Origin of the sequence: Shewanella decolorationis (assembly GCF_004354305.1) — a bacterium.
GTDB classification, from domain to species: Bacteria; Pseudomonadota; Gammaproteobacteria; order Enterobacterales; family Shewanellaceae; genus Shewanella; species Shewanella decolorationis.
On sequence record NZ_CP037898.1, the window covers coordinates 3,545,595 to 3,571,510 of the forward strand.

The window sequence follows — 25,916 nt, forward strand, 5'->3', positions numbered from 1 at the left end:
TTAAATGCGTGGGTGGATTTTATATAAAGAAACCGCGACTCAGCTAAAACCTGAATTGTATGAAATTGAGCGTCTATTGGCTGCCGCCAAGGCCGACAATATTGAGTTAGAAGTGTATGCTCCGGATGAGTTTGATCTCACCGTGACCAGAGAAGACAATAAGAGTATTTTGTTAAACGGTCAACCCGTTGAATTACCAGATTTTATCATTCCTAGAATGGGTTCTGGCACCACCTACTTTGCCTTGGCGATTATTCGCCACCTTGAGCGTTTAGGGGTGTACTGCCTCAATCCTTCTAAAGCCATTGAAATCGTCAAAGATAAGCTCTTTTCCCAGCAATTGCTGGCCGAGAAGAACTTGCCCACACCTAAAACCATGCTGGTAAAGTTCCCCGTCGATATCGAACTGGTTGAACGCCATTTAGGTTTTCCGGTGGTAATTAAAACCCTTTCGGGTTCGCAGGGAAGCGGGGTATTTTTATCCCATAAGGCCCGTGAATTTGATGACTTAATGCAATTGATCGAGGCGACCAATAAAAACGCCAACATCATTCTGCAGGAGTTTATCGCCAACAGCCATGGCCGCGATCTCCGTGTATTTACCATTGGTGGACGCGTGGCTGGCTGCTATGAGCGCCGTGGGCAGGAAGATAGCTTTAAAGCTAATGTTAGTGCGGGTGGTTCGGCACGTCCCTTTGAAATTACACCTGAAATCGAATGGCTGGCGACACAAACCGCCAATATTCTCGATTTAGATGTAGCGGGTATCGATTTGTTATTCGATAACGGCCACTACAAAATCTGTGAAGCCAACTCGTCCCCAGGCTTTGAAGGCTTAGAATCCTGCTTAAATGTGGATATTGCGGCGCAAATCCTGCACTTTATCCGCATCCGTCTAGGCATGTTCAACAAGGATGAAAAAAGCAGTGAGCCAATACAAACGCCCGCTGCCGAAGCAAATACAACAGCAAATAGCAGCACGCCAGAGGCAAATCCCGCCTCAAACTAACGCAAAAAGATTGTGTTGAAATCACTCTGCGGCCCAGTCTCTACTGGGCCGCTTTTTTGGCTGGACTATACATTTTCTTCACAAATCACCAAGATGCAAATTACCGTGATCCCTACCACAAGCTCGCCATACCAAGCTAAATAGCCGTACTACTTTTGTTTTAAATCACAAAACAAGGCAATTTCAAAAACAATTTATTCACATTTTGAAATTTGCTGTTACACTCCAAATGTCCATAAGCTTATGGCACTTAAGTCTGATGTTATCGCTGGATATAATAAGAAGAATACTGGAGTAACGTTGATTGCCACTCGCCTAACACCCCTAGTGATCGCCCTACTCGGCAGCAGCCCTGTGCTGGCGGGCGAATTTAGCGTTGAGCTAGGGGGATTTTATTCACAGTCTGACACTAACATGGAGGTGACAAACCCTGTTGCGGGTAATAACTTCACCTTAGACTATGAATCCGATCTGCAATTAGCCGAAAATGAGTTTTTACCCTTTGTTGAGCTAAGTTATCACTTCAACGAGCGGCATAATTTTTACCTCGACTGGAAACAACTGCACCGCAACGCTGAAACTCAAGCCCTAACTAAACCTTTTCAAATCGAAATTAACGATACCATTTACGATATCAAGGCGGGCGGCAAACTGAGCTCCACCTTAAATTTTGATATTGTGCGTGTTGGTTATGGTTATGATGCCTTCCAGGGCAGCAATTACGATGTGGGCTTTTCCCTTGGTTTACACACTATGTTTATCAAAACGGGCTTTGAGGGTGTGATAGGGGTTTGTCATGCCACTGAGCTGCTCAACAATGTCTGTGGAAGCCAAGCCATTCCCCGCATTGTTGATGAAAATGTCACCGCACCTCTGCCAGATTTTGGCTTATATGCCAACTATGAATTTATCCCCGGCTGGAAGCTTGCCACCCATGCCCAATATTTCTACATTAAACTCAATGATGTAAAGGGTGAATTAGTCGATATCAAACTCGGTATCGATGCTAATATCACAGATAATTGGCGCATGAGCGTAGCCTACAACTACTACAAGGTCGATGTGGATATCGCCCAAAAATCCCCGAATAAAGACACCCAAATCGCCGACTACAACATTTACTACAGTTTTATCGGCCCGATGCTTTCGGTAAGTTACGTTTTCTAATAGATTGATAAACATTAAAAAGGACGCCGAAGCGTCCTTTTGCATCTCATATGATTACTTTTTACGACCGTCCTGCTCACGCTTGGTCTTAAAGTCCGATGCCTCTAACCAATGTGGCCAATCGCTGCCATTGGCTAAGGTCGTTAGCATGCTCGCCATCAGATCTAAATCCTGCTTCACCCCTTCGAGTATCCAGTTAGGATCATAATCATCTGCACCTTTGTGGTATTTGTGGGCAATGTAGTCAGGATCCGTATCCCCAAGGCTCATAAATAACAAGCCGGGCACGCCTTGCTGGGCCAGAGCGAAGTGGTCCGATCTAAACATCAAACCATTTTGTGGTCTTGGATCGCCCTTCACCACCCGCCCCTGCGCCTTAGCGGCCTTATCCAAATAGGTTTCTAGCTCTGACACGCCCTCCCCATAGCGCAGAATATAATCCACACCTTGGTTCATATTCATGCCGTCGATATTCAAAAAGGCGACGATATTTTGAGTCGGTACACTGGGATGCTGAGCAAAGTGCTGGGCACCAATCAAGCCAGTTTCTTCTGCGGTAAAGGCACTAAATAGAATCGAACGCTCAAGCGGCGCACTCTGCGCTTGCTTGACAAAGTAACGCGCCAGCGCTAACACGCCCGCCACGCCACTGGCGTTATCCACGGCGCCATTAATGATCTCTGGCTTGCCATCTTCAATCACTGTACCTAGATGATCCCAATGGGCATGCATCATCACCACTTCATCGGGACGGCTCTTACCGGGCAACAGTGCCGCCACATTGTGGGATTCGGCGCGTTCAATCGTATTGTTTAAACTGACATTCGCCTTGAGTTTTAAGGGAACAGCCTTAAAGTTTGGCTTAGCGGCTTGTTGCTTTAAGGTATCGAAGTCCATGCCTGCCTTAGCGAAAATCTTATTGGCGACATCATGTTGCACCCAGCCCATCACGCCCACCTGCCCTTGGTTATTATTGGCATCGACCAAGGTGAACTTAGTGCCAGTATTGGAGTTTTGCACTACTCCCCAACCATAGGCGGCTGGCGCCGTCTCATGGACGATAAATACGGCTTCGGCGCCTTGACGCGCAGCCTCTTCGTATTTGTAAGTCCAGCGACCATAGTAGGTCATGGCATTGCCTTTAAAAACATTGGGATCTTGAGTCGCAAAACCTGGGTCATTGACTAACACAATCACGGTTTTGCCTTTGACATCAAGGCCCTGATAGTCATTCCAACCATATTCAGGCGCATTAATGCCATAACCGACAAACACCACATCGCTATTACTGAGGTTGACTTTATCGCTAATTCTCTGGGTTCTGGCGGTAAATTCACTGCCATTGGCAAACTTAAGTCCGCCGATATCGAGTTGCATATTTTGATCGGCGGTGATTTTCGCCAGCGGCACAGCCTGCAAATAGCTGTCGCCAAACCCCGGCTTGAGCCCCATCTCTTTAAAGGCTTTCTCAAGGTAATCGATGGTCAATTGCTCACCTTCGGATAAGGGCGCACGGCCACCAAAGGCATCACTGGCTAAGGTTTTGACATCAGTACGATACTGATTCAAATCTAGGCTGTCGCTGAAGGAAGAGGCGGCCATTGCAGGCAGTGAAAGTAAGGAACCTAGGGCACCAGCAAGGATGAAATTTTTCAAGACTTTCTCCCAAGTTATTATCATTATTTAATTTTAGCGATAAACTCTAACATATCCCCCCAAGCTTGTGGCAGGTAATTGCCTCAGCTTTTGGGCTTTTGTTGTAACGGGATTTGACGAGCCATATTGTTATCCATGTGTGATATGCATGGTTTATCGGATTATTTTTACTGGAATTTATCCATGTCACGAGATTTATTACAAACCGCAGCCTTGAATCTTAAAAAAGCGGTTCCCTTAATGCTCAAGCATCAAATTCCCACAACGCCAATCAATTATGCTCTGTGGTATACCTACGTGGGCGAACAAAACCCAGCGTTAAACGCCCAGCTCGATACGGTTATCGCCCACTACAACACTTGCCCACCAGTGAGCAGTGAGTTGTTGTTTCGCCAGTATGTCGCCGATCCTGTTGAGCTTGATGTGCGTGATATGCGGCTTAATCTAGAGGCCATGGCCACAGAGCTGTCGCAATCGATTCGGGATACGAATCTTGATGCAGCCGACTTCCAAAGCTGTATTAATAATAACTTTGCCAAGCTCAATGGTGTCGAAGAAGGCACGCTCAGTGTTGAGCAAGTGCTCGATTTAGTCCGTAATTTGGTGAAGGAAGCCGACAATATTCGCTCAAGCACCGAGTTTTTTACGACCCAATTGCAAAAAGCCCAAACAGAGATTGATGCATTAAAACAAAAGCTTGAAAAAACAGAAAAAGATGTACTTTACGATGCACTCACTGGCTGTTTAAACCGCCGCGCCTTTGATGCCGATATCGCAGGCATGTTGGCACAGGCTCCCGAGGGCACCTGTCTTATCTTGGTCGATATCGATCACTTTAAGGCCTTTAATGACAACTATGGTCACCAGCTTGGCGACCAAGTATTAAAGGTCGTTGCAAAGCGTTTGCAGGAAGCCTGCCGAGATGGCTGTAAGCTGTACCGCTTTGGCGGTGAAGAATTTGCCATTTTAGTGCCAAAGAGCCAATTACGAATCACCAGGCAACTGGCTGAAGCCATGCGCCGCGGGCTTGAAAAACTCAGCATCAAGGATCGACGCAAAGATCAACGTATCGACAATATCACCGCCTCCTTTGGTGTATCTCAGTGGCAAGAAAGACAATCAGTAATACAACTTATTGAAAATACAGATAAGTTGCTTTATGAGGCAAAACGTCTAGGCCGTAATAGAGTGATGCCGATAAACAATTAATGCTGACATTAAGGCAGAGCCTTCAGCTCTGCCCTAATTGATTTGCCAATTTTTTAGTTACCAGTCAACCTGCCCATTGTAGCGAGTAACTCAAGCTATCAACTCGAATGTTCAAGCCACTTTTGGCTCCAACGTCCTATCGACTGTCGCCCCTTCGGATTGAGCTGCAGATTCTGGCTCGACCGGGATAGCCTGCACCACAAAACGCAGTTCGGCACCGCCTTGCAACGCATCGAAGGGATAGCAGGTGATGAGCGTTAAGCGATTATCCGCACTTGGCGCCATCAACTCAGTTTGCGATTCATGCACCACTTCGGTCGCCACCACTTGGTAAACAATCTCCCTGCCCGCCGCTGTTTGCAGCGCCAAGCGACGTCCAACACTGATGCCATTTAACATCGCAAAATGCGTATCCCTGTGCCCAGCAATCACAGTGTTGCCTTGCGCGCCAGCGGGTGCACTCGACAGCACTAAGGCTGGCCCGAAGGCCAAGTTACGGCCAGATGCGCCCGCCAGCACATATAAGCTGTCGTTGGATGCCGGACCATCGAAGTGATTCGGTCTTTTAGCTTGCTCGATGGAGAGCTTAGCCACGGGATAGGTATCAGCCCAAGACCAAGGTTTATGGGACTGACCATCGATTAAGGTTTTAGCCCAGGCTTGTTCAATCAAATATTGGGCAAAGTGTGCTTTCGCTTGCATATAGAATCCTTTTCCAAACAACGTAATGCCTATTAATACCAATCCCACCAGCAACCCTATTTGTATCTGTTGAGTCATGCGCATACTCATAGACATAACTCAAGTATTCAGCGCTAATGACAACGCGCGTTGCTGCCGCTGCTGGCGACGAATCGACAGCGCCAACATCAAGGCAAGTAGTAACACGCCGCCTCCTAAGAGCATGTCGAAACGGCTTGAGGTCGATGTTTGTGGTAGAACACCCATTGGCTGCCAACCCAAAGGTAAATGCTGGCGCACCACCGCATCTCGGCTTATCGCATTACTGGTGATAGGGGTTAAATCCACCGCGACCAAGCTGGTATAGGGGCTGACTAAGTGATAGTTCAGCGACAGCGCCGTGACCTGCTCTTTGACCTTGTCATCGTTAGCGCCGTTTTTACTCAGCTCTAACGCCGCAATCTGTTTGCGCGCCCAGAGTAAATCGAGCCCGGCTGCTGGCTGCGCTACATCAGTTGCAGAATGGCTTGCGCCATTGGCTTGTAAAGATAACGACTGCTGCCAGTTTTTATGGCCCTGACGACCGGAGATCACCAGTTCCTGAGGCTCACGAGGATGGCGCTTTAGGCTAATCAATACCGGTTCACCGCGGTATAGATCGGGAATAGGTGCTGGCCAGTAGTCAGGCACAGAGCCATCGTCAAAACGCACCTGCAAATCGGTGAGCACTGGATACTGGATTTTGCCTAGCAATTGACTGATCTTTTGTTCCACCTCATCCACATCACCAATGTAAGTAAAAGTGCCGCGCCCAAGTTCAGCCGCACGCTGCATAAAATGTGAGTTCGGCGCCGAGCCAATGCCTACGGTGAAAAGACGGTTTTCGCCGATTTGATTGCGAATTAACTCAAATAGCGCTGCCTCATTGCCGACGGAGCCATCGGTCATAAAGATCACTTGTCTTAGCGACTTATCCTCACCCGAAGCAGTGTTAAACGCCTGCCTTGGCAGCGCAGCATTTAAAGCCTGCGCCATTTCGGTGCCGCCATCGGCCTGCAAACGATTCACAAACTGACGTGCCTTGTCCAAATTACTCGCGGTCGCGGGCAGTGGTGTTGACGATAGCAGGTATACATCGGAGTTAAATTCGATAATGTTAAAACTATCCTGTGGCCTTAAACCGCGCAGCGCATAACGCAGGGCATTTTTTGCCTGAATGATAGAATCCCCCGCCATCGACCCCGAAGTATCAATCACTAAAATAAGCTCACGGGGCAAGTTCAGTTGTTCACTCGCCTCAACTTTGGGCGGCAGGACCATCACTAAGCTGTAGTTATCTGTATTGCTAGTATTGCCAGTTGAACCAGTATCCGCACTTGCATTGTCGTCCTTTGACACATGGGTTTTGCCCGCTTGGTTGAATACCCAAGCCACGGGACTCGTGCCCTGCTTAAGACGCCATTGCAGCATAAAGTCACGATTGGCTGGCACACGATTGGCCAAGGCCGCCGTCAGTTGCCCCTGTTTTTCATCTATCGTAATGGGATGATACGGACTCACCACGGCTGATTTGTCCACGCCTTCACCAAGTTTGACCTTAATATCGGCCTTTAGCACAGGGTCTGCCTCGCTATTAGCGTCGCGGATCGGGGCGATAATCCGGTCAACATCGAACACTTGGCTGCTGGTCACGCGCTCACCATTGTTCCCACCGAGTGTTAAGCCAGGGATATAGCGCGGTGCCACCACCAGCGGAAAACGTAGGCTAAACAGCCCATCTTCATAGTGAATGGTTTCTTGATAACTGATTTCGACCACCAACTTTTCATTAGGAGCGAGGTTGGCGACTTCGGTCGTGAACATATTAGGCCGTTCTTGGCTGACTAGACTGGCGCGTTTTCCTTCGGCTTTGGCCTGCTCAAAAATCTGTTTTGCTTGCTGTTTTGGGTGAATTTGACCTTCGATGATCCGCTCACCAATGTGCAAACGCAGTGAGTCCACCGCCGCCTCATTGGGTAAAGGGAACAGATAGCGGCCATTGAGGACAAATCCGGTTTGATTACTGAACACCTGCTTTACGCTCACCCTATTGGTTAGCCCCGAGATCTGCATCGACACTTGCGTGTCCACGGGTAAGGACGGCATTAAACGGCCACTGGCGGTTTGATACACCAACATCCCTTGGGTGACATCATCGAAACTAAAAGCTGGCAATGTGCTCGCCGTATGTTCATCGAAGGTCGCGGCAATATTTTGCGGCGCCGATAAAGTACCCACACTGTTCGGTGAGGCTAACACCGCAAATGGTAGCCCCCAACAAATGGAGGCGCCGATCACTAGCATCGCCAGCGTTTGACAAACTTCTTTTACCCTTTTCCCTGTGATCATCACAAAGGCTCCTGATCTTGATTGAATACGATTGATATTGTTGAATTATTCGGTCACGCGGCTCGCCATCAGCCCTTGGTTAGGCTGCATGGTCAGAGTGACTCGGCGATCGAACACATCGGATTCACTGTCTTGCTGGTCATTGAGTGGCATTCTGGCGCCGAAGGCTTGGGTGGTGATCCGCTCGGGGGCTACGCCTTGCTTAATCAAGTATCCCCGCACTTCTAATAAACGTTGCTCCGAGAGCGCTTGGTTGTAGGCAAGATCACCTCGGCGGTCGGCATAACCTTTCAGCTCGAGATTGGACTCGCTCAAGCGCTTCATCACCTTGGCGACATTGTCTAATTGGGGCAAAAAATGGCTTTCAAGCTCCGCAGAGCCCGTACGGAACTGCACATTCATGCCCAGCGCCAACTCACTTAACAGTTGATGTTGCTCGGCGAGCAGTTCATCGAGTTGCTTTTGGGTTAAGGCATATTCGGCGGCGCGTTGCTCACTAGCCTGCTGTTTGGCCGCTAAGCTCGCCAATTGTTGGCGCTGCAACGCAATATGCTGTTGCTGGGTTTTGACTGTGTCGGTATCGGATACCGACTGGCCGATTAAAGTACCAGTAAATCCACCGATAATGGCGCCAACAGGGCCGCCAACTAAAGCGCCAAGTAGTGCTCCACCGCCAAGACCTATCAAGGCTTCGCCATCATCTTCCTCTTGCTCAATCATTAGCTCTGTCTGTGGCTCTAAGAGCAGAGGTTGATTTTGTAGCGACACCTTTGCCGATACATTGGCGATAGGCGCGGCGAACACACTTAGGATCAACATATTAATTAGCGTCTTTTTCATCATCTCATTCCTTTTGATTTGTGCTGCGCTTACCCGCCTAAGTCATTAGCGCGGCGGGTAAAACGGAATGAGCGTATTAAACACAAGCGCCATGGCATAAGCGGGGATGGAAAATGGCAATGCGACTATCAATTGTGGCAACAAAATGGCAATTGCATTTGGGAGCTTTTTTCAGAAATAAATTCCTGTATAGTCACGAAAACTTATCCCCAGCAGTCAATAGGAAGATGGCAAATGAAACGTATCGCCATTGTGGAAGATGAAGCGGCCATTCGCGAAAATTACAAGGATGTGTTGCAGCAACACGGTTACAGTGTGCAAACCTATGCCGACAGGCCATCGGCCATGTTGGCGTTTAATACCCGTCTGCCGGATTTAGCCATTATCGATATTGGCCTTGGTAATGAGATTGACGGCGGTTTTATGCTGTGTCAGTCCCTGCGCGCCATGTCGAACACGCTGCCGATCATCTTCTTAACCGCACGGGATAGCGATTTCGATACTGTGTGCGGCCTGCGTTTAGGCGCCGATGATTACCTGAGCAAAGAAGTGAGTTTCCCCCATTTGACCGCTCGCTTAGCCGCGCTGTTTCGCCGCTCTGAGTTAGCCACCAGTCAAACGCCGCAGGAAAATTTACTGGAGCGTGGACCGCTTACCATAGACGCCAATCGAATGCAGGTTTCTTGGAATCAGATCCCAATTGAGTTAACCGTTACCGAATTTTGGATGGTGCACGCCCTGGCCAAACACCCAGGACACGTCCGTAGTCGCCATGAGCTGATGCAGGAGGCAAAGATTTTTGTCGATGACAGCACTATCACCTCCCATGTGAAGCGCATCCGTAAGAAATTTATGGCTGCCGCGCCCGAATTTGATTGTATTGATACCGTTTACGGCATGGGCTATCGCTGGGACAGCCTAGCCTAAACCATGTAGCAGATTACCCAGCATTCTATGACACGTTTTCCCTTCGGTCTTCGGACTAAAGTTATTGGCCTTAGCCTGTTTTTACTCTGCCTACCTTGGCTGGGGTACCAATATGTGTGGGAGATGGAAAAATACCTGCGCCACGGTCAGGAACGCACCTTAGAGGGTACAACTCAAGCCTTAGCGACCGCCTTGCACGAGCGGCCGAAACTGTTCGACGGTCAGGCCAGCTTTTTAAAGCAGGTTGAAAAGAGTCGCGATCTCTATGCTTACCCCCTCGCAGGTGCGATCCTGCTCGATGGCAAACTCAATGAATGGCAGGAATATCAGCACAGATTTATCCAGTATGGCGAGGCGAATCTTATCATGCGCGCCGATCCCAGCGCGCCGCTCACCTTGAGTTTTACCCATATGGTGGGTCAGTACGATGGTTATCTGTATGCCTTTTTTCAGGTGGTCGATCCCAATGTGGTGTTTCGGGGAAAGAATGCCTTAAGCGTCGATAGAAACGATCACCTGTCGATTGCGACCCTTGCCCCCGACAATAAATTTAAACGCTATATCGTGGCTACGACTCAGCCCGGCTGGATCAGCGCCTTCGAGCTGCCCGCCAATCCTAAACAAACCGTGCCAGTGACACCCGAAGTCCGTATTCAAGGGCAATGGGCCACCACGGATGTGGGCTACAATATCGAGCTGCGCATCCCCTTAGACATGGTGGGCAGTAAACTCGGGTTTGCAATTTCTGATGTCAACGACAGCAAGTACCGCGATATCACTGCCGTTGTCGGCACCTCCGCCTTAGATACAGTCGATAAACTGGGTACAGTATTAGTGCCATCACCCGAAATTGAAAATATTATCAAAGGGATGAGCCACTACAGCTCACGGATTTGGGTGGTCGACAAACACGGGCGCGTGCTCGCGAAGTCCGGCGATATCCGTGATAGCAACAGTGTATGGACGCGCACCCTTGATGATGAAAACAGCAACTCTATGTGGCAACGTTTTCAGCGCGACTACCTGCACCCGCTCTACTATAAAATCCTTACTAAACCACCGAAGGATTTTATCGATTCCCTGCAAGACTCGACCGAACTCGACGGCAGCCATATTCAAAAGGCGCTCGCGGGACAACAAAGCTCGACCTGGCGACTGACTCCGGACAATAAGGCTGTGGTGCTTGCGGCCGCAAGCCCCATTTGGATTGATAACAATGTGATGGGCGCCGTGGTGGCCGAAGAAACCACCCACGGTATTCGCACCCTGCGTAACCGTGCGCTGGAAAAACTGTTTAACGTGATCCTGACCATTATGAGCATGGGCACCTTAGCGCTGTTTTTCTTCGCCTCGAGTATTTCGAATCGTATCCGCAAACTGCGTGATGAAGCCGAAAATGCCATCGACAGCCAAGGTCGTGTGCGTAATCATTTAAAACCCTCTAAGGCACGGGACGAGATTGGCGACTTATCCCGCAGTTTTGCCAGCATTGTCGGCCGTTTGGGCCAATATACCCATTATCTAGAGAATATGTCGTCGCGCCTGTCCCATGAGTTACGTACACCTGTAGCCGTGGTGCGCTCCTCTTTAGAGCACTTAAATCTGCAAACCTTAGATAAAGACACGCAAAAGTACGTCGATCGCGCTCAAGAAGGGGTGAGCCGATTAAGCATGATTTTAAACAATATGAGTGAGGCGACACGCCTCGAGCAGAGCCTCACTCAGGCCGATGTGGCTAAGTTCCCGCTGTCCCAAGTGGTGAGCGGTTGTATGCAAGGCTATCAAATGACCTACCCTGAGCAACAATTTAGCGTCAAAGTGCCTGAGCAGCCATTGATGATGCAGGGCGTGCCCGAATACATCGCCCAATTGATGGACAAGCTTATCGCCAACGCCATCGAGTTTTGTCATCAAGGCAGTGCGATTGAAGTGACCCTCACCCAAGTTGGCAAACAAGCTACCTTGCTTATCAGCAACTTAGGACCACAGTTGCCAGTGGATATGTCGGAGCAGATCTTCGACTCCATGGTCTCGGTGCGGGTCAATCAAGCCCAAGACAAACCTCACCTCGGGTTAGGTTTGTATATTGCGCGCCTTGTGACCGAGTTCCACCAGGGTAAAATTTTGGCCCGCAACCGCAGCGAAAACGATGGGGTCGATATTCTGGTCACCCTGCCGCTGAGCTAATCCATGCACTGTAACTTGAGGCAAACTCATCTGTTTACCTCCTGCCATTTTCACGGGCAGATGCTAAGATGACGGCCATCACAATGGATAACAACATAAAAACTGACTCGCCAAGGTAAGCCCTATGACAGATAAACATCAGCTAGCCACCCAAATCGTCAGCGTCGGTCGAGATAAAAAATGGACCAAGGGCGTGATTAATCCGCCCGTATTTCGCGCATCCACTATCGTCTTCGACACCATGGAAGACATGCGTCACGCCGCTAAAAACAAAACCAATGGCGAAATGTTTTATGGCCGACGCGGCACCCCAACCCATTTTGCGTTTCAAGCGGCGATCAGTGAGCTCGAAGGTGGCGCAGGTACGGCGCTGTATCCCTCGGGTGCGGCGGCGATTAGCGCTGCTTTGTTATCGTTTTTACAGGCGGGCGATCACCTGCTAATGGTCGACAGTGTTTACGAGCCAACCCGCGATCTTTGTAACCATATTTTGGCGGGTTTTAATATTGAGACCACCTATTACGATCCGCTGATTGGTGAAGGCATCCGCGCGCTTATTCGCCCCAATACTAAGGTACTGTTTTTGGAGTCTCCCGGCTCCATCACCATGGAAGTGCAGGACGTCCCGACCCTCTGCCGTATCGCCCATGAACACGGATTGGTGACCATTCTCGACAACACTTGGGCGTCGCCAATCAATAGCAAGCCCTTCGAGATGGGTGTCGATGTGTCGATTCAAGCCGCGACCAAATATATCGTCGGTCACTCTGATGTGATGATAGGCACCGCGACCGCCAACGAAAAACACTGGCCGCAGCTACGTGAGCGCAGTTATTTATTGGGGCAAACGACCTCCCCCGACGATGTGTATCTCGCCACGCGCGGATTACGCACCCTAGGCGTGCGCATGGCGCAGCATGAGAAAAATGCCCTTAAAGTGGCTAACTGGTTGAAAACGCGCCCCGAGGTTGACCATTTACGTCACCCCGCCTTTGATACCTGCCCAGGACATGAATTCTTTAAACGCGACTTTAGCGCAGCCAATGGTCTGTTCTCCTTCGTGCTAAAGCAAGGGGATCAGGAGGCTGTCACCGCCCTTGTTGAAAATATGCAGCATTTTAAAATGGGGTTTTCTTGGGGCGGTTATGAGAGTCTGATCCTAGGGATTTTCGGGATTGAAAAAATCCGCAGTGCTACCCAATGGGATGCAAGCAAGCCGTTGATCCGTGTGCATATTGGCCTAGAAGATCCCGATGATTTAATTGCCGATCTCAGCGCAGGCTTTGAGCGCTTTAATGCCGTTCTTGCCAGCAAGGCCAAATAAAGCTTAAACAAATTATGTGTAAAACAACGAAGGCGGGAACTTACCTGCCTTCAATTTGGCCCACCTTCATTTTGCCCCGCCATCGTATTACTTCGGCTTCAATTCACCTTTGCTATTTTGGCTGCGCCGCGCTTATTGCGGGATCAATCCACGCCTGAGAGCCGTATAAAGGCACGGTCGATAAGGCATGCTTGTGGCTACCATTGGTCTCTTTAGTTGAATAGGACAAATACAGCAGGGTTTGATTGGGTGCATCGTAAATTCGGCGCACTTTTAAGCTTTTAAATAAGATGCTTAAGGATTCGGTAAAGACCACTTCGCCGTGTTTACTCTTATCGATGTTGGCGATATCGGCAGCGGAAATCGGCCCCGTTTGACGACAACTTATGCCCATATCCGAAGGATCGGCAAAGTCGAGGTTCGCTTCGATACGGCTAATATGGCAGGTCACCCCAGGGATTTTAGGATCCTGCTTAGCATCGATAATCACATCCTTAGTGGTAAATAACCCAAGGCTTACTTTACCGACATCATCGCCACAGCCCGTGAGTACCGTCCCCGCTAGCGTCACGGCCAGCAAAGACATTACAGCCTTATTGACTCTTTTCATCTGTTTATCCTTATTCATCATCCTTCCCTATTGCGCAAAACACTTTTGTGCCCAGCGCGTTAACCCCGCCGTCACCGAGCCAAAGTGGTCACCGACGACCACGGGGGTGTCGGGATAAAGGCTAGTGATTTTAGCGTAAATCGCTGGGCTACGTGCGGTGCCACCCGTCACATAAATCACATCGGGTTTGCACTCAAGACTATCGGCATCCACGGACAGTTCCTCTGGCGCTAAGCCATTGCCCGCAAGACTCTTTGCCGCCTGAGTCAGCGCTTGGTGCATCAGCGCCTCTACCTTGGTGAGCGAAGGCTCAATCGCCGTTTCAAAACCTGCGCGACTCACTTCTGCCCGAAGTGACGCTTCAATAAAGTCCAGCGCACTCTCCGTCGTTTGCACCTCAGACAAAGCAATTTTGGCGCGCTCGGCTAGTCGTACAATTTGGTAGCTTAACTGCTGTTGCTGCACTTTGAGCAATCTTTTTAACAGCTGTGGCTGCTCGGCCTCTTTAATGAGTTCATCAATCAGCTTGCGAGTGCTTAAGGTGGCAAACTCGCGCTGGGCACTGATATCGTTGACGGCGACCGCATTCCAAAAGGGATTGCTTGGCATAGGTTTGCCATTACTCATAAGCGAGCCTAAACCAAAGTGCGGCATAAAGGCATTCATCGCCAGCGCGATATCCAAATCGTTCCCGCCAATACGCTGGCCGCTGTGGCCAAGGCAATCGGCACTGCGATCGAAACTTGCCTGATGCTTTGGCCCCATTTTAACCACGGAGCAGTCGGTCGTTCCGCCCCCCACGTCGACCACCAGCACGGTTTTGTCGGCACTGAGGCTGGCTTCATAGTCCATCCCCGCGGCTAAAGGTTCGAACAGAAATGCCACATCGACAAACCCCGCCCTTTTGGCGGCTAAGGTTAAAATGGCCTCGGCTTGGCGGTTACTCTCTTCACCACCAATGCCTTGAAAGTTCACTGGGCGGCCAATCACCGCATGGGTAATGCTTGCCTCTCCCTCGGATGCGATGCCCTTTTCAGCGAGTACGGCTTCGGCTCGCACTTTAATGTGCTGCATCATTAAGGTGACAATGTCTTCAAACAGGGCGACTTGCTCGGGTCTAAGACCGGTCGCGCCTAAAAAGGATTTTGGCGAACGGACATAAAAACCTTCTTCCGGCATTTCAAGATAAGCGGCCACGGCCTGCTCACCCACAAACACCGCTTGGGTTTCGGCATCGAGATCTAATTCGTGGCGCACCATACGGGCACGGCTCAATTGTGCGGCGCGCTTCTTGGCATAGTCTGCTTTCAATGCCTGCGGCAAGCCGCGGTAAACGGCCTCGGCAATAAGCTCCCTATCCATTGCATACACAGTGGAAGGTAAATAGGCTGAATCGCTCGATAAGGGTAACAGTGAAACGTCATCTCCCTGCATGATCCCAACGGCACAGTTGGCACTGCCATAATCAAATCCGACAAACATCCGCTTACCCCTACGTCAAACCACAATCAAAAAGCCGAGCAAGGTAACACAGTTTGTCCCAATCCCAAAGGAGGCGCTGCATAGTTCCCCTGCTTTACCTTGTAAATTCGCGGCTAAATGCAAGTTCATTTTAAAGTCATATTTCTGTCACACTTGTCATCAATCTGACATATTCAACTCGTATCTTTGAGCGCATATCACTTTCGCATGAAGGGAGGAAAAATGAGTAAATCCCTTCACTTTTCAGTAGCAAATCTGATTGCACTCCGATGGATGAATGCTATTGTATATTGCGCCATGACGCTTGCTTAAAGGAGCTGTGCAGTGTCCCCGAATACCGATAAATTGTCGATCGATAAAGAACTCTCTTGGTTATCATTCAACGAACGGGTGTTGCAGGAGGCCTGCGATCCCAATGTACCTGTTGTCGAACGGGTGCGCTTTCTCGGCATATTCTCCAATAATATGGATGAGTTCTTCCGAGTGCGGGTAGCAGCTGTGAGGCGTTCTATTTTGCTGTCATCTTTACAGGAAGGCCGCAGCAACAGCCGTCATCTTATGGCGAAAATTCAATCTAAAGTGATGGCACTGCAGGAGCGTTTCGACAGTATCTATGCCGAACTGATGCGAGAGTTAGTTCGCCGTAATATTTTATTAATCAATGAGAAACAATTAAGCGAGTTCCATAGTAATTGGCTTAAAAAACATTTTCGCGATCATTTTAAACGCCATATTGCACCGCTTATCGTCAATAACAATCGTGACTTAGTCAAACATATCAACGACGACGCGACTTACCTTTGCGTATGCTTATACACTAAGTTGCGCAGACAATATGCCCTCGTTGAAGTGCCCACCAAAAATGTGCCACGATTTATCGAGTTACCTGCCGAAAAATCTAAGGCAAAAAAATACTTAATCCTATTGGATAACATTATTCGCCATTGTGTTGACGATCTCTTTGGCCCCTTCTTCGAATACGATGCCATTGAAGTCTTTTCGATGAAGCTTACCCGTGATGCGGATTTTGATATCACCGATGAGCTCGAACAAACCCAGCTTGAAAAAATGACCAAGGGTTTGAAAAAACGCCTGACAGCTGAACCTGTACGTTTGGTGTATGACAAAGAAATGCCCGAGCATATGCTTGAAATGCTGAAGGAAAATTTAAACATCAGTTCCACTGAATGTTTGATCCCAGGCGGACGCTACCACAGCTTTAAGGACTTTATCGGCTTTCCAAATCCCGGCCGTGATTACCTTGAGAATGAAAAACTCCCCGCACTTAATAGCTCGGGTTTTGGCCGTAGCGCCAACAGTTTCGATGCGATCAAAATGGGCGATATTATGCTCAACTACCCGTATCATAAATTCTCCCATTTTACCGAAATGGTACGTCAGGCCGCCTACGATCCTGCGGTACGCTTTATTCGCATCAATCTTTACCGTGTGGCGAAAAAATCCCATGTGATGCAATCACTTATCGATGCAGTGAAAAATGGCAAGCAAGTGACGGCCATCATTGAACTACGGGCACGTTTTGACGAGCAATCTAACATTGAATGGACGCGAGTACTCGCCGAGGCGGGTGTAAAGGTCCACCATGGGATCACTAGCTTAAAAGTGCACTCAAAATTGTGTTTAATTGGCCGTGAAGAACAGGGGGAAATGCGGCTTTATTGCCACGTAGGTTCAGGCAACTTTAACGAAGGCACGGCGCGGGTTTATACCGATTTATCGCTGTTTACCGCCAATCAGGAAATCGCTCGCGAAGTAGAGCAAGTGTTTGACTTAATTGAGCATCCCTACCGCCGTGATAACTTCCAGCATTTGATTGTCTCGCCCTATGATGCAAGACAAAAGCTGACCTATCTGATTGATAAGGAAATCGTTAATGCCCAAAGCCATATTAAGGCTGCGATTACCTTAAAATTGAATAACCTGATCGATGAATCACTCGTTCAAAAACTCTATGAAGCCTCAGCTGCGGGGGTCAAAATCAAGTTATTGATCCGCGGTATGTGTTCGCTAATTCCTCAAATTCCGGGGATTAGCGACAATATCGAAGTCTATAGTATCGTTGATCGGTTCTTGGAGCACTCCCGCGTGATGCTGTTCCATGCTGGCGGCGAGAACAAACTGTTTATTAGCTCCGCCGATTGGATGAGTCGTAATATTGATAATCGTGTTGAAGTCAGTGTGCCTATTTATGATCCGCGTCTAAAACAAATGGTGATGGATATTTTATCGTTACAGTTCAACGATAATACTAAAGCGCGCATCATCAATAAGGAACAGAGCAATCCTTATCGTAACCGCGGTAATAAACGTAAAGTGCGTTCTCAAATTGCCATTTATCAATATCTGATTAATTATGAGAAACGGTTGCAGCAGGAATTTACGGCTAAGTTAGAAGCTGAAAAGCTTGAAGCTGAGCAAGCGCAGGAACTTGCCCACAATCCCGAATTACAGGCCAAAGCCAGCTAACGCTGGCTTTATCATCGTTTCGATTGCCTAAGGATAATCCGATTGGTTGCCACACATTCACAACCGCGACACTTTGTCGCTATCGACATGGGCTCAAACAGTTTTCACCTGGTTATCGCCCGTGAGCAAGACGGCAGCTTGCAAATATTACACAAAGAAAAACAACAAGTTCAGTTAGCGACAGGGCTTAATGCGCAGAACATCCTTAGCATGGATGCTATCGAGCGCGGCCTCAATTGCCTGCGGGATTTTAATCAACGTTTTTCCAACCTCGATCAAGCCCAGGTACGTTTAGTCGCCACTCACACCCTAAGGGTAGCCAAAAATCGTGAGCAGTTTATTGAAGCGGCGCTCAGCATTATGCCCTATCCGGTGGAGGTGATTTCTGGCCACGAGGAAGCACGCCTTATCTATAACGGTATTGCCCAAAGCCAAGTGCTGGGCAAACGCAATATCGTTATCGACATTGGTGGCGGCTCGACAGAAGTGGTACTCGGGCAAAAAAATACGCCTACCCATTTATCGAGCCTGCGCTGTGGCTGCGTGAGTTTTAACGAGCGCTTTTTTATCGATGGACAAATCACGCCTGCCTCATTTCGCGGCGCACAAAGCGCCGCCGATAAACAATTTGCTTCGCTCTCAAAAGAATATTTCAGTGGCGATTGGGACTTAGTGCTTGGCAGCTCAGGCACAGTCAAAGCCATTTGTGAGGCGATTCAAGAAGATCATGGCGATGAAATCATCACCCTCGCCCGCCTCAAACAATTAAAGCTGAAACTGATTAAGTGCGGACATATCAGCCAAGTGCACTTTGCTAATGTCGATGATAAACGCACGCCGCTCGTGCCCGCCGGGCTTGCTATTTTAATCAGCTTTTTTAGACGCTTACCCATTGAGCAATTGGAATTTAGTCCGGGCGCCCTGCGCGAAGGCGTACTCTACGAATTAGCCAAAATAGGCCAATATCAGGATATTCGCCACCGTACAGTTGAAAGCATTGCCCAACTTTATCATGTGGATATGCCCCATGCGACTAAAGTGCGTGACACCGCCATGGCACTGTTTGAGCAAGTCGCCGATGAATGGGGATTAAGGCCCCATGCGCGTTTGCTATCCTACGCCGCCACCTTGCATGAGATTGGGCTGCACATTAACTCAAAGGCATTACATAAACACGGCGCTTACATCATAAGTAACAGTGATTTACCGGGTTTTAGCGAGGCGCTGCAACAGGATTTAGCTAGGCTTATCGCCAACCACCGTAAGAAACCCAATGAATTGCTACTGGCCGAATTAGAGCCAGGCCACAAACTCACCCTCATTCGTCTCGCCTGTCTGCTGCGCTTGGCGGTGTTAGTGCATTTAGGCCGAATTGCCAAAGCCCTAGTGCTTGAGAAAATCCAAGTTGTTCCAGAGGGACTCATGCTAGTGCTGCCCAGCCATAAACGTAAAATCAGTTTGTTTATGAAGGATTTGCAGCGAGAACAGAAACAAATGGCGTCCTTAGGGATGCAGCTGCGTTTTGTATCTAGCCTAGGTGTAAATCAAGATAAAAATCTTGAGGTAAAAGACGACACGCTAAATACGGTCGCTAGCTAAGCCCTTCATTCCTTCCGCCCCTTCATCCCTTAGACTCGTTTAGCGCCCTAAGGGATGATTATACCTAATGCTATTTATCCCCTTTTCCTTGGGGCAATTCGAGTTTATCAAGCTCACAGCCGCAACGATTACAGTAGGTAGCATCGAGATCATGGCCCATCTTATGGCATTGGTTGCAGGAACGCAGGTCCCTATGCCGGCCCACTTCTTGGGAGATTTCCGCGGTTAAAATCCCCGTTGGGATCGCAATAATCGAATAACCCAGCAGCATAGTAAAAGCCGCAATCGCTTGGCCTAATTCGGTTTTCGGCGTGATATCGCCATAACCCACAGTCGTGATCGTCACAATTGTCCAGTAGACGGATTTGGGGATAGAGCTAAAACCATTCTCAGGGCCTTCGACCACATACATCACGGCGCTTAACACCATGATGATTAAACTCACCGAGAAGAAAAACAAAAACACCTTGCGGCTCGACTGCAGCATGGCCTTGAGCAGCAGATTACCTTCGCTTAAATAGCGCAGTAATTTTAGTACCCGAAAGATCCTAAATAGGCGCAGCACCCTGATCACTAAAGTAAAATTTGCCCCAGGAATAAACAGCGCCAGATAACTCGGCAGTACCGATAATAAATCGACTAAGCCGTAAAAACTGCGGGCATATAACACAGGGTGGGTCGCGCAATACAACCTTAAGCCATATTCAACAGTAAAAATCAGTGTAAACACCCACTCTAAAACGCGAATGATGTACCCATACTCTTGGTGAACCGCTTCGACCGTATCAAGGAAGACCAGCGCCACACTCAGTACAATACAAATGATTAAACCTATATCGAAGTAGCGGCCTGCTGGCGTATCAGTTCCAAAAATAATAATGCGTAACTGACGTTTTAATGGACTTTCAGCATCGTTTTTTTCAAGCGAATGGTCTGACATAGGGGAAAACTTCCTTGCGATAAAAAGCGTTATCTTTTGCAAATTCCCAAAGTCTGCCATGCAAATGCCACTAGCTCAAAATTATCTAGTCACAGACATAAAAATTTGCGGTATGATGCGCCAAAAACCTGTATCTGCGTCATTTTTAGAGGAAGACATGCGCGTACCCCTACTCATCAAAACAATTACTGCGGCCATGACTCTCGCCGCACTGATTTCACCCCAAGTGCTAGCGTCATCGGGTATAGGTAAAGTCGATTTGGTGGTGATCACTAAGTCTGAGTCCAATATGGCCTTATTGAGGGACGGCAAAATCCTCAAACAATATCGTATTGCCATGGGGGATTTACCGACGGGCCACAAGTTAACTGAAGGCGATCAACGTACGCCGCAGGGCCGTTATATTCTGGACTATAAAAAATCCGATAGCGCCTATTACAAGTCGATCCATATTTCTTATCCCAATGAAGAAGATAAGTTAAGAGCCAAAGCACTAGGGATCCGTCCGGGTGGCATGATTATGATCCACGGCCAGAATCCACGTTCACCTCTCTCACCCGAGCAGGCGCAGCAATACAACTGGACCGACGGTTGTATCGCCATTACCAACGCCGAGATGGATGAAGTGTGGAAAGCCGTAGATGAAGGCACACCCATCGAGATTTGGCCCTAAGCGCTAAGCTTGATTAGCCCTATGCGACTCAACGCCCAGTCAAATGGGCGTTTTTATTTGTACCCGCTTTAAGGATGTTTTATGTCAACAATCACTACAGAAGCTGAAGTATTCAGCTACGCCGCATTAGAACAGACATGGCCTGAGTTTGAGGCGAAGATCCTCGCATTTCTCGACCAATTAGGCTTAGCGGATAAGGCGCTGCATTGCGATCATGTCGCCTTGAGAGTGAACAGCATAGCTGCTGCCGATGCGCTCAAGCAGGCCTTTAGCGCACGCGGGCGGATCATCTCGGATAATCAAATCAATGGCCGCACTATCCTTATCATCGAACTGGATAAGCCCTTAACATTAGGCTGCTTTAGCATCGACTGTGTCGAACTGCCCTATCCCGGCGATACCCTTTATCCCCAGGAGGGCTGGGAACATATCGAACTGGTTCTGCCTTCAAATGCCCATGACTGTGACGGCCTAAGCCAAGAACTGGCTCAGTTAAGCCCATCACTTGTGCCCTTACTCCAAGGGCAAGCGGCTTCCTTAACCGAAGCGCCGATAAAAGTGAAATTCAGCTCGCCCAAGGGCGATAAAGAGCGCTTAGCCAACCCCACCATCGCCTTTAAACTAGCCGATGTCTGTATCAAAATTCACCCGCACAGCATAAAAGCGGTTATCGCCAGCGAACATGCGTAGAGGAAACTGCAATCCATTTGCGCCCCTTCTCGATGAGAGTGTGAGCCCCATACCAATTACTGACAATCGCCTGCATAAAACAGGCAGTTTGAGAAAAAGTTAGCAACAATAAAGGTGGAAATAGTCTAGTCTGTGACTATTAACGCTTTGATTCGCCATTAGGTTTTATCGATTTTTGTGTTATCGACCACGGGAATGCCAACAAGCTTCCCGTGATATCCATAAGGACGCAGCGCATGAAACCCCATAAGCATGAAGCACAGCTACTCAAACTCGCCTTGGATATTGGTATCGGCTACGCCAAAAAACGTGGTTTTGACGACTTTGATAAAGGTGTGTCGCCCAAGGATAAGGTGGAATGTATTTATCGGCTTTTAGTGACCGATAATTTGATCCAACCCTTAGCGAAAGATAAGGAGGATGGCCCGAATATGAAGCACAAGCTGGTACTGTGGATCATCCGCCATCTGCCGACTGATCACCCGTTATTGCAATAAGCGCTCAAGCATAAAAACAGGGCGCCAGTGATCGGGCGCCCTGTTAGGGGATAAGAGATAGACTAAGAGATGGTCGCGGGTTTACTTAGCGACTTTTTGTGCTTTTTGCGCTTTTTCCGCCGCCAGCACAGTCGCCATAGATGGCACTATGGTTGTCGGATCGAGGCGCATTTGAAACCAATTCACACGCCAATCTAAATGTGGGCCATTCGCTCGCCCTGTCGCACCGACTTCTGCCACGGCTTGCCCTTGCTTAACGGTTTCGCCCGCATTGACATAGAGTTTGCTTAAGTGCAAAAAGCTTGAACTCACGCCATAACCATGGTCGATGATCATAGTACCGCCCGAATAAAACATATCGGGAACCGACAGGCTGATCACGCCATCGGCAGGTGCCACTACAACAGTGCCGGTTTTCGCGGCGACATCCACACCAAAATGTGGGTTGCCAGGCACATCGTTATAAATCCGCTGACTACCATAGACACCCGAGATCCTGCCGGTTAATGGCCAAATAAACGACTGTAAAAATGCCGTTTGCTCGCTAAAAGTGCCACGGGCCGCTTTCACCTGCGCCGTATCTTTGGCCGCTCGCTCCTGCGCCACAGGATCGGGTTTCATGATCTTATTGCTGATGCCCTTAACGCTTTGAATATTGTATTCGCGCTGAGTGACACTGAGCGGTTTGACTTCGGTTAAGCCATCGGGATAGACCAAGCGTAGTTCTTGGCTTAGCTGCGCATCCCTGTCAAAACCAAAGGCAAAATGGCCGTCTGGTGTCACTTTTAATGCCTCACCGTTAAGACTTACCTGCGTGCCCGCCGGCGCTTTACCACGAATTAACGCGCCCTGCTGAAATTGCCCTTCAAAGCTCACCTGTGCCTGAGTCGATAAGCTAAACAGAGCAAAGAACGATAAGACTACCGCCTTACAACTGAGCGATGGTGTATTCGGCAAGGTTTTTAACAACTTAGGTAGGGCATTGGGTAAAGCGTTTAGCATCTTCTCAAAAATCCTTATTAAACAATAACGCCCTAAAGATTAGGGCGTTATAAAAATCGACGGGTTAATTGCCTTTACTTACGATGGCGCCTTTACCCACGCCTTCATAGGCGATCACAGTAAATTGGCTTGATGGCACTTTTGCCACTAAGGTGGTTGCCATATAGTCAGCCAACAATTCGACCGTGGTATCGTGCGGGATCAAATCACAGCATTCCTTGGGCATGGCCAGTTGAAAATCCCCCTGCGGCGCTTGATAGTGAAAGCCATAATGGCTGTCATCACTGATCCGCGTTTGTGGCGATAGGTTTAAGGTCCTCACTGACACTAAATCCTCTTCGCTACCGAGGTAGATATCGTGCCAACGCTTGGCCCAATATTCATCCCATTTCGGTGCAGGAATGCCGTTTTCAAACACTTGAACCGGGCTGCGATGACCATGGGCAATCCGCTGGCAATTGCCATCGTGTTTACGTAAACCATGGCTGTAATGATAGTAAGGCGAGTTCAGGATCTCATGCCTTAAGGTGAGGCTAATGCCTTCTACATTATCGGGCAGAGTTTCCCGCAGTGCTTTTTGTAAAAAGGCATTAACACTAGGAATATCAATCTTTTCCGATGGAACGAGTGCAAAGGCTTGGGAAGGACAAGCTAAGTGGATCTCACCGAGCGCACTATCGAAATCCATCCACACTCTATCGCCCTGCTGCTGCCAACGCACGCCACTGTAGGCGGTCGGCACTAATAAACGATGGTCGGCCACCGCATCAATTGTCTGCTTGATGGTTCGTTTCACTTTAGCGAAATCGAGCACCATATTTTGCTCGTCTAGGCCGCCTTCTAATACCACATCGACAATCCAGCTTTCCCCCACCATGCCACGCTTGGGGCAAAGGTAGGAAAAATCGATCACGGTTAAATCTTTTACAAACAGTTGCATTGACTCTCCTCGGCAGAAAAACAGTCCGCCTAAATAGGGATTGCGCCACTTAGCGATGGCCGAGCACGCTCACTTGGCCTTACACCAAGCTTACCCAAAAACAGTGAATAAGGATTCTAATCAATTCTGCCCCGCCCCGCGACAAATGAATCCGCTCTTAAGCGCATTTTATCTGGATAAGGTGACAAATGCGGATGAGTTAGCCAATGAGATGACTCGATCAACGGAGAAGTAAAATAAATGACATAGTAGAATATCATGATCCAAAGAATGGATAGAAAAAATCGCTGAGCGAGAAAGACCGTCTTACTGGCTAATTGATAGTGACGATTAGCATGCAAACCACTAAACGAAATCCCTCCAACCCTATCGAGATAATCAAACAAAAACAGCGAATTAGCTCACAAAAATCTAATCCAAAGCTGCGATAGACCCAATCGAAACAAGGCGTTATCCCTAGAGTCATTTAGTCATTACTATCAACTTATAAACCATACATAAAGCAAGGTTAATAAGGGAGAGACCAGATGATAAAACTCACCGCTATCGCAATCAGTATTATGACCATGTTGGGCGGACACTACGCCGTTGCAGCCGAGCCGATTGAAGTGATTACCCCAGCCAAAATCACCGAACCAGAAAAAGTCGAACTGGGTAAGATGCTGTTTTTCGAACCCAGACTGTCGAAATCAGGCTTTATCTCCTGTAATTCTTGCCATAATCTTTCTACTGGCGGCGTTGATGCCCTGCCCACATCGATTGGCCACCATTGGCAGGAGGGTCCAATTAACTCACCAACCGTGCTGAACGCCGACTTTATGCTGGCACAATTCTGGGATGGCCGCGCCAGCAACTTAAAAGAGCAAGCCGCAGGTCCGATTGCCAACCCGAAGGAAATGGGTTTTACCCATGAACTCGCCACCGAAACCATTGCCTCAATGCCCGCATACCGTGCGCGCTTTGCCAAAGTGTATGGCGATGAAAAAGTCGATATCGACCGTTTAACCGATGCCATTGCCGCCTTCGAAAAAACCTTAGTCACGCCAAACAGCCCATTCGATCAATATCTATTGGGTAAACAGGATGCGATTAGCAGCGAAGCCAAAGCGGGTTACCAACTGTTTAAGGATAAAGGCTGCGTCAGCTGCCATAACGGTCCTGCGGTTGGTGGCACTATGTTTATGAAGATGGGCTTAATCAAACCGTTTCATACCAATAATCCTGCCGAAGGACGTAAAGGCGTCACGGGTAAAGACGCCGATAAATATGTGTTTAAAGTACCGACACTGCGTAATATCGAGCTCACCTACCCCTACTTCCACGATGGCAGCGTATGGACGCTTGAAGAAGCGGTCAATACCATGGCGGATATTCAGTTAGGACAAAAGCTCACCGACAAAGAAACTAAGGAAATGGTGTCGTTTTTAAATTCGCTAACAGGTGAACAGCCGCAGATCACCCTGCCAATTCTGCCACCGTCGAATAAAGCAACACCGCGCCCTGTGCCATTTGCGGCAGCGACCAAGTAGGTCGAGCTAAACGGCACTTCAGAGAAGTCGCTTTCGCGCAAAAGATAAAGGCCGAGGATTCATCCTCGGCCTTTTGTTT

Annotated in this window: 21 protein-coding genes; 12 read left to right on the plus strand and 9 right to left on the minus strand. The window is 48.6% G+C overall.

Features of this window, described 5'->3' with window-relative positions; genetic code table 11:
* Positions 1-4: 4 nt before the first annotated feature.
* Positions 5-1,009: an ATP-grasp domain-containing protein gene (locus tag EYR25_RS15865; protein WP_133181360.1), complete on the plus strand. Its 1,005-nt coding sequence runs from the start codon at positions 5-7 to the stop codon at positions 1,007-1,009.
* A gap of 303 nt (positions 1,010-1,312) precedes the next feature.
* Positions 1,313-2,176, plus strand: a complete 864-nt coding sequence (locus EYR25_RS15870) for a hypothetical protein (protein ID WP_133182906.1) — start codon at positions 1,313-1,315, stop codon at positions 2,174-2,176.
* 54 nt (positions 2,177-2,230) lie between these two features.
* Here the strand turns inward: EYR25_RS15870 and EYR25_RS15875 are convergent, their stop codons facing one another.
* Positions 2,231-3,856, minus strand: a complete 1,626-nt coding sequence (locus EYR25_RS15875) for a M28 family metallopeptidase (RefSeq protein ID WP_165953509.1) — start codon at positions 3,854-3,856, stop codon at positions 2,231-2,233.
* Positions 3,857-4,015: 159 nt separating this feature from the next.
* Between EYR25_RS15875 and EYR25_RS15880 the strand changes: the two genes are divergently transcribed.
* Positions 4,016-5,041, plus strand: coding sequence for a GGDEF domain-containing protein (locus EYR25_RS15880; RefSeq protein ID WP_069454818.1), 1,026 nt, complete (start codon positions 4,016-4,018; stop codon positions 5,039-5,041).
* Between the two features lie 111 nt (positions 5,042-5,152).
* Here EYR25_RS15880 and EYR25_RS15885 read toward each other — a convergent pair whose 3' ends face one another.
* Genes EYR25_RS15885 through pdsO form a run of 3 tightly spaced genes read right to left on the minus strand, consistent with a single transcriptional unit; the run spans position 5,153 to position 8,953 of the window.
* Positions 5,153-5,833: a class GN sortase gene (locus EYR25_RS15885; RefSeq protein WP_133181364.1), complete on the minus strand. Its 681-nt coding sequence runs from the start codon at positions 5,831-5,833 to the stop codon at positions 5,153-5,155.
* 9 nt (positions 5,834-5,842) lie between these two features.
* Positions 5,843-8,110 (minus strand): marine proteobacterial sortase target protein, encoded by a 2,268-nt coding sequence (locus EYR25_RS15890; RefSeq protein ID WP_133181366.1) that lies wholly within the window; start codon positions 8,108-8,110, stop codon positions 5,843-5,845.
* Positions 8,111-8,155: 45 nt separating this feature from the next.
* A complete protein-coding gene (gene pdsO / locus EYR25_RS15895; protein ID WP_133181369.1) occupies positions 8,156-8,953 on the minus strand; it encodes a sortase-associated OmpA-like protein PdsO in 798 nt (265 codons plus the stop codon).
* Between the two features lie 231 nt (positions 8,954-9,184).
* Between pdsO and pdsR the strand changes: the two genes are divergently transcribed.
* From pdsR to EYR25_RS15910, 3 genes are all read left to right on the plus strand, one after another.
* Positions 9,185-9,877: a proteobacterial dedicated sortase system response regulator gene (gene pdsR / locus EYR25_RS15900; protein ID WP_011622965.1), complete on the plus strand. Its 693-nt coding sequence runs from the start codon at positions 9,185-9,187 to the stop codon at positions 9,875-9,877.
* Between the two features lie 27 nt (positions 9,878-9,904).
* A complete protein-coding gene (gene pdsS, locus EYR25_RS15905; RefSeq protein ID WP_133181371.1) occupies positions 9,905-12,064 on the plus strand; it encodes a proteobacterial dedicated sortase system histidine kinase in 2,160 nt (719 codons plus the stop codon).
* Positions 12,065-12,188: 124 nt separating this feature from the next.
* On the plus strand, positions 12,189-13,388 hold the full coding sequence (locus EYR25_RS15910; protein ID WP_133181373.1) for a cystathionine beta-lyase: 1,200 nt from the start codon (positions 12,189-12,191) through the stop codon (positions 13,386-13,388).
* Positions 13,389-13,500: 112 nt separating this feature from the next.
* On the opposite strand, the gene EYR25_RS15915 is transcribed toward EYR25_RS15910, so the two are convergent.
* Both EYR25_RS15915 and yegD read right to left on the minus strand, forming a co-directional pair.
* Entirely contained in the window at positions 13,501-13,974 is a 474-nt protein-coding gene (locus tag EYR25_RS15915; protein ID WP_165953589.1) for a CreA family protein, read from the minus strand.
* A gap of 51 nt (positions 13,975-14,025) precedes the next feature.
* Positions 14,026-15,480: a molecular chaperone gene (yegD, locus tag EYR25_RS15920; RefSeq protein ID WP_133181377.1), complete on the minus strand. Its 1,455-nt coding sequence runs from the start codon at positions 15,478-15,480 to the stop codon at positions 14,026-14,028.
* A gap of 324 nt (positions 15,481-15,804) precedes the next feature.
* Between yegD and ppk1 the strand changes: the two genes are divergently transcribed.
* Positions 15,805-17,967, plus strand: a complete 2,163-nt coding sequence (gene ppk1, locus EYR25_RS15925; RefSeq protein ID WP_133181379.1) for a polyphosphate kinase 1 — start codon at positions 15,805-15,807, stop codon at positions 17,965-17,967.
* 42 nt (positions 17,968-18,009) lie between these two features.
* Positions 18,010-19,566 (plus strand): exopolyphosphatase, encoded by a 1,557-nt coding sequence (gene ppx / locus EYR25_RS15930; RefSeq protein WP_133181382.1) that lies wholly within the window; start codon positions 18,010-18,012, stop codon positions 19,564-19,566.
* Positions 19,567-19,636: 70 nt separating this feature from the next.
* Here ppx and EYR25_RS15935 read toward each other — a convergent pair whose 3' ends face one another.
* Positions 19,637-20,506 carry an ion transporter gene (locus EYR25_RS15935; RefSeq protein WP_039978594.1) on the minus strand — a complete coding sequence of 290 codons (870 nt, stop codon included), beginning with the start codon at positions 20,504-20,506 and terminating at the stop codon, positions 19,637-19,639.
* A gap of 157 nt (positions 20,507-20,663) precedes the next feature.
* Between EYR25_RS15935 and EYR25_RS15940 the strand changes: the two genes are divergently transcribed.
* The 3 genes from EYR25_RS15940 to EYR25_RS15950 all read left to right on the plus strand — a co-directional run bounded on the left by EYR25_RS15940 (position 20,664) and on the right by EYR25_RS15950 (position 22,366).
* A complete protein-coding gene (locus tag EYR25_RS15940; RefSeq protein WP_039978619.1) occupies positions 20,664-21,179 on the plus strand; it encodes a L,D-transpeptidase family protein in 516 nt (171 codons plus the stop codon).
* An 81-nt stretch (positions 21,180-21,260) separates the two neighbouring features.
* On the plus strand, positions 21,261-21,869 hold the full coding sequence (locus EYR25_RS15945) for a VOC family protein (protein WP_133181384.1): 609 nt from the start codon (positions 21,261-21,263) through the stop codon (positions 21,867-21,869).
* A gap of 236 nt (positions 21,870-22,105) precedes the next feature.
* A complete protein-coding gene (locus EYR25_RS15950; RefSeq protein ID WP_011717351.1) occupies positions 22,106-22,366 on the plus strand; it encodes a DUF5062 family protein in 261 nt (86 codons plus the stop codon).
* An 81-nt stretch (positions 22,367-22,447) separates the two neighbouring features.
* Here the strand turns inward: EYR25_RS15950 and EYR25_RS15955 are convergent, their stop codons facing one another.
* Together EYR25_RS15955 and EYR25_RS15960 are read right to left on the minus strand one after the other, a co-directional pair.
* Complete coding sequence (locus EYR25_RS15955) at positions 22,448-23,368, minus strand: M23 family metallopeptidase (RefSeq protein ID WP_165953510.1); 921 nt, start codon at positions 23,366-23,368, stop codon at positions 22,448-22,450.
* 64 nt (positions 23,369-23,432) lie between these two features.
* The gene (locus EYR25_RS15960; RefSeq protein ID WP_133181386.1) at positions 23,433-24,308 is read right to left on the minus strand and encodes a 6-pyruvoyl trahydropterin synthase family protein; all 876 of its coding nucleotides are present in this window, start codon (positions 24,306-24,308) and stop codon (positions 23,433-23,435) included.
* A 527-nt stretch (positions 24,309-24,835) separates the two neighbouring features.
* Between EYR25_RS15960 and EYR25_RS15965 the strand changes: the two genes are divergently transcribed.
* A complete protein-coding gene (locus EYR25_RS15965; RefSeq protein WP_023268260.1) occupies positions 24,836-25,837 on the plus strand; it encodes a cytochrome-c peroxidase in 1,002 nt (333 codons plus the stop codon).
* Positions 25,838-25,916: the final 79 nt, after the last annotated feature.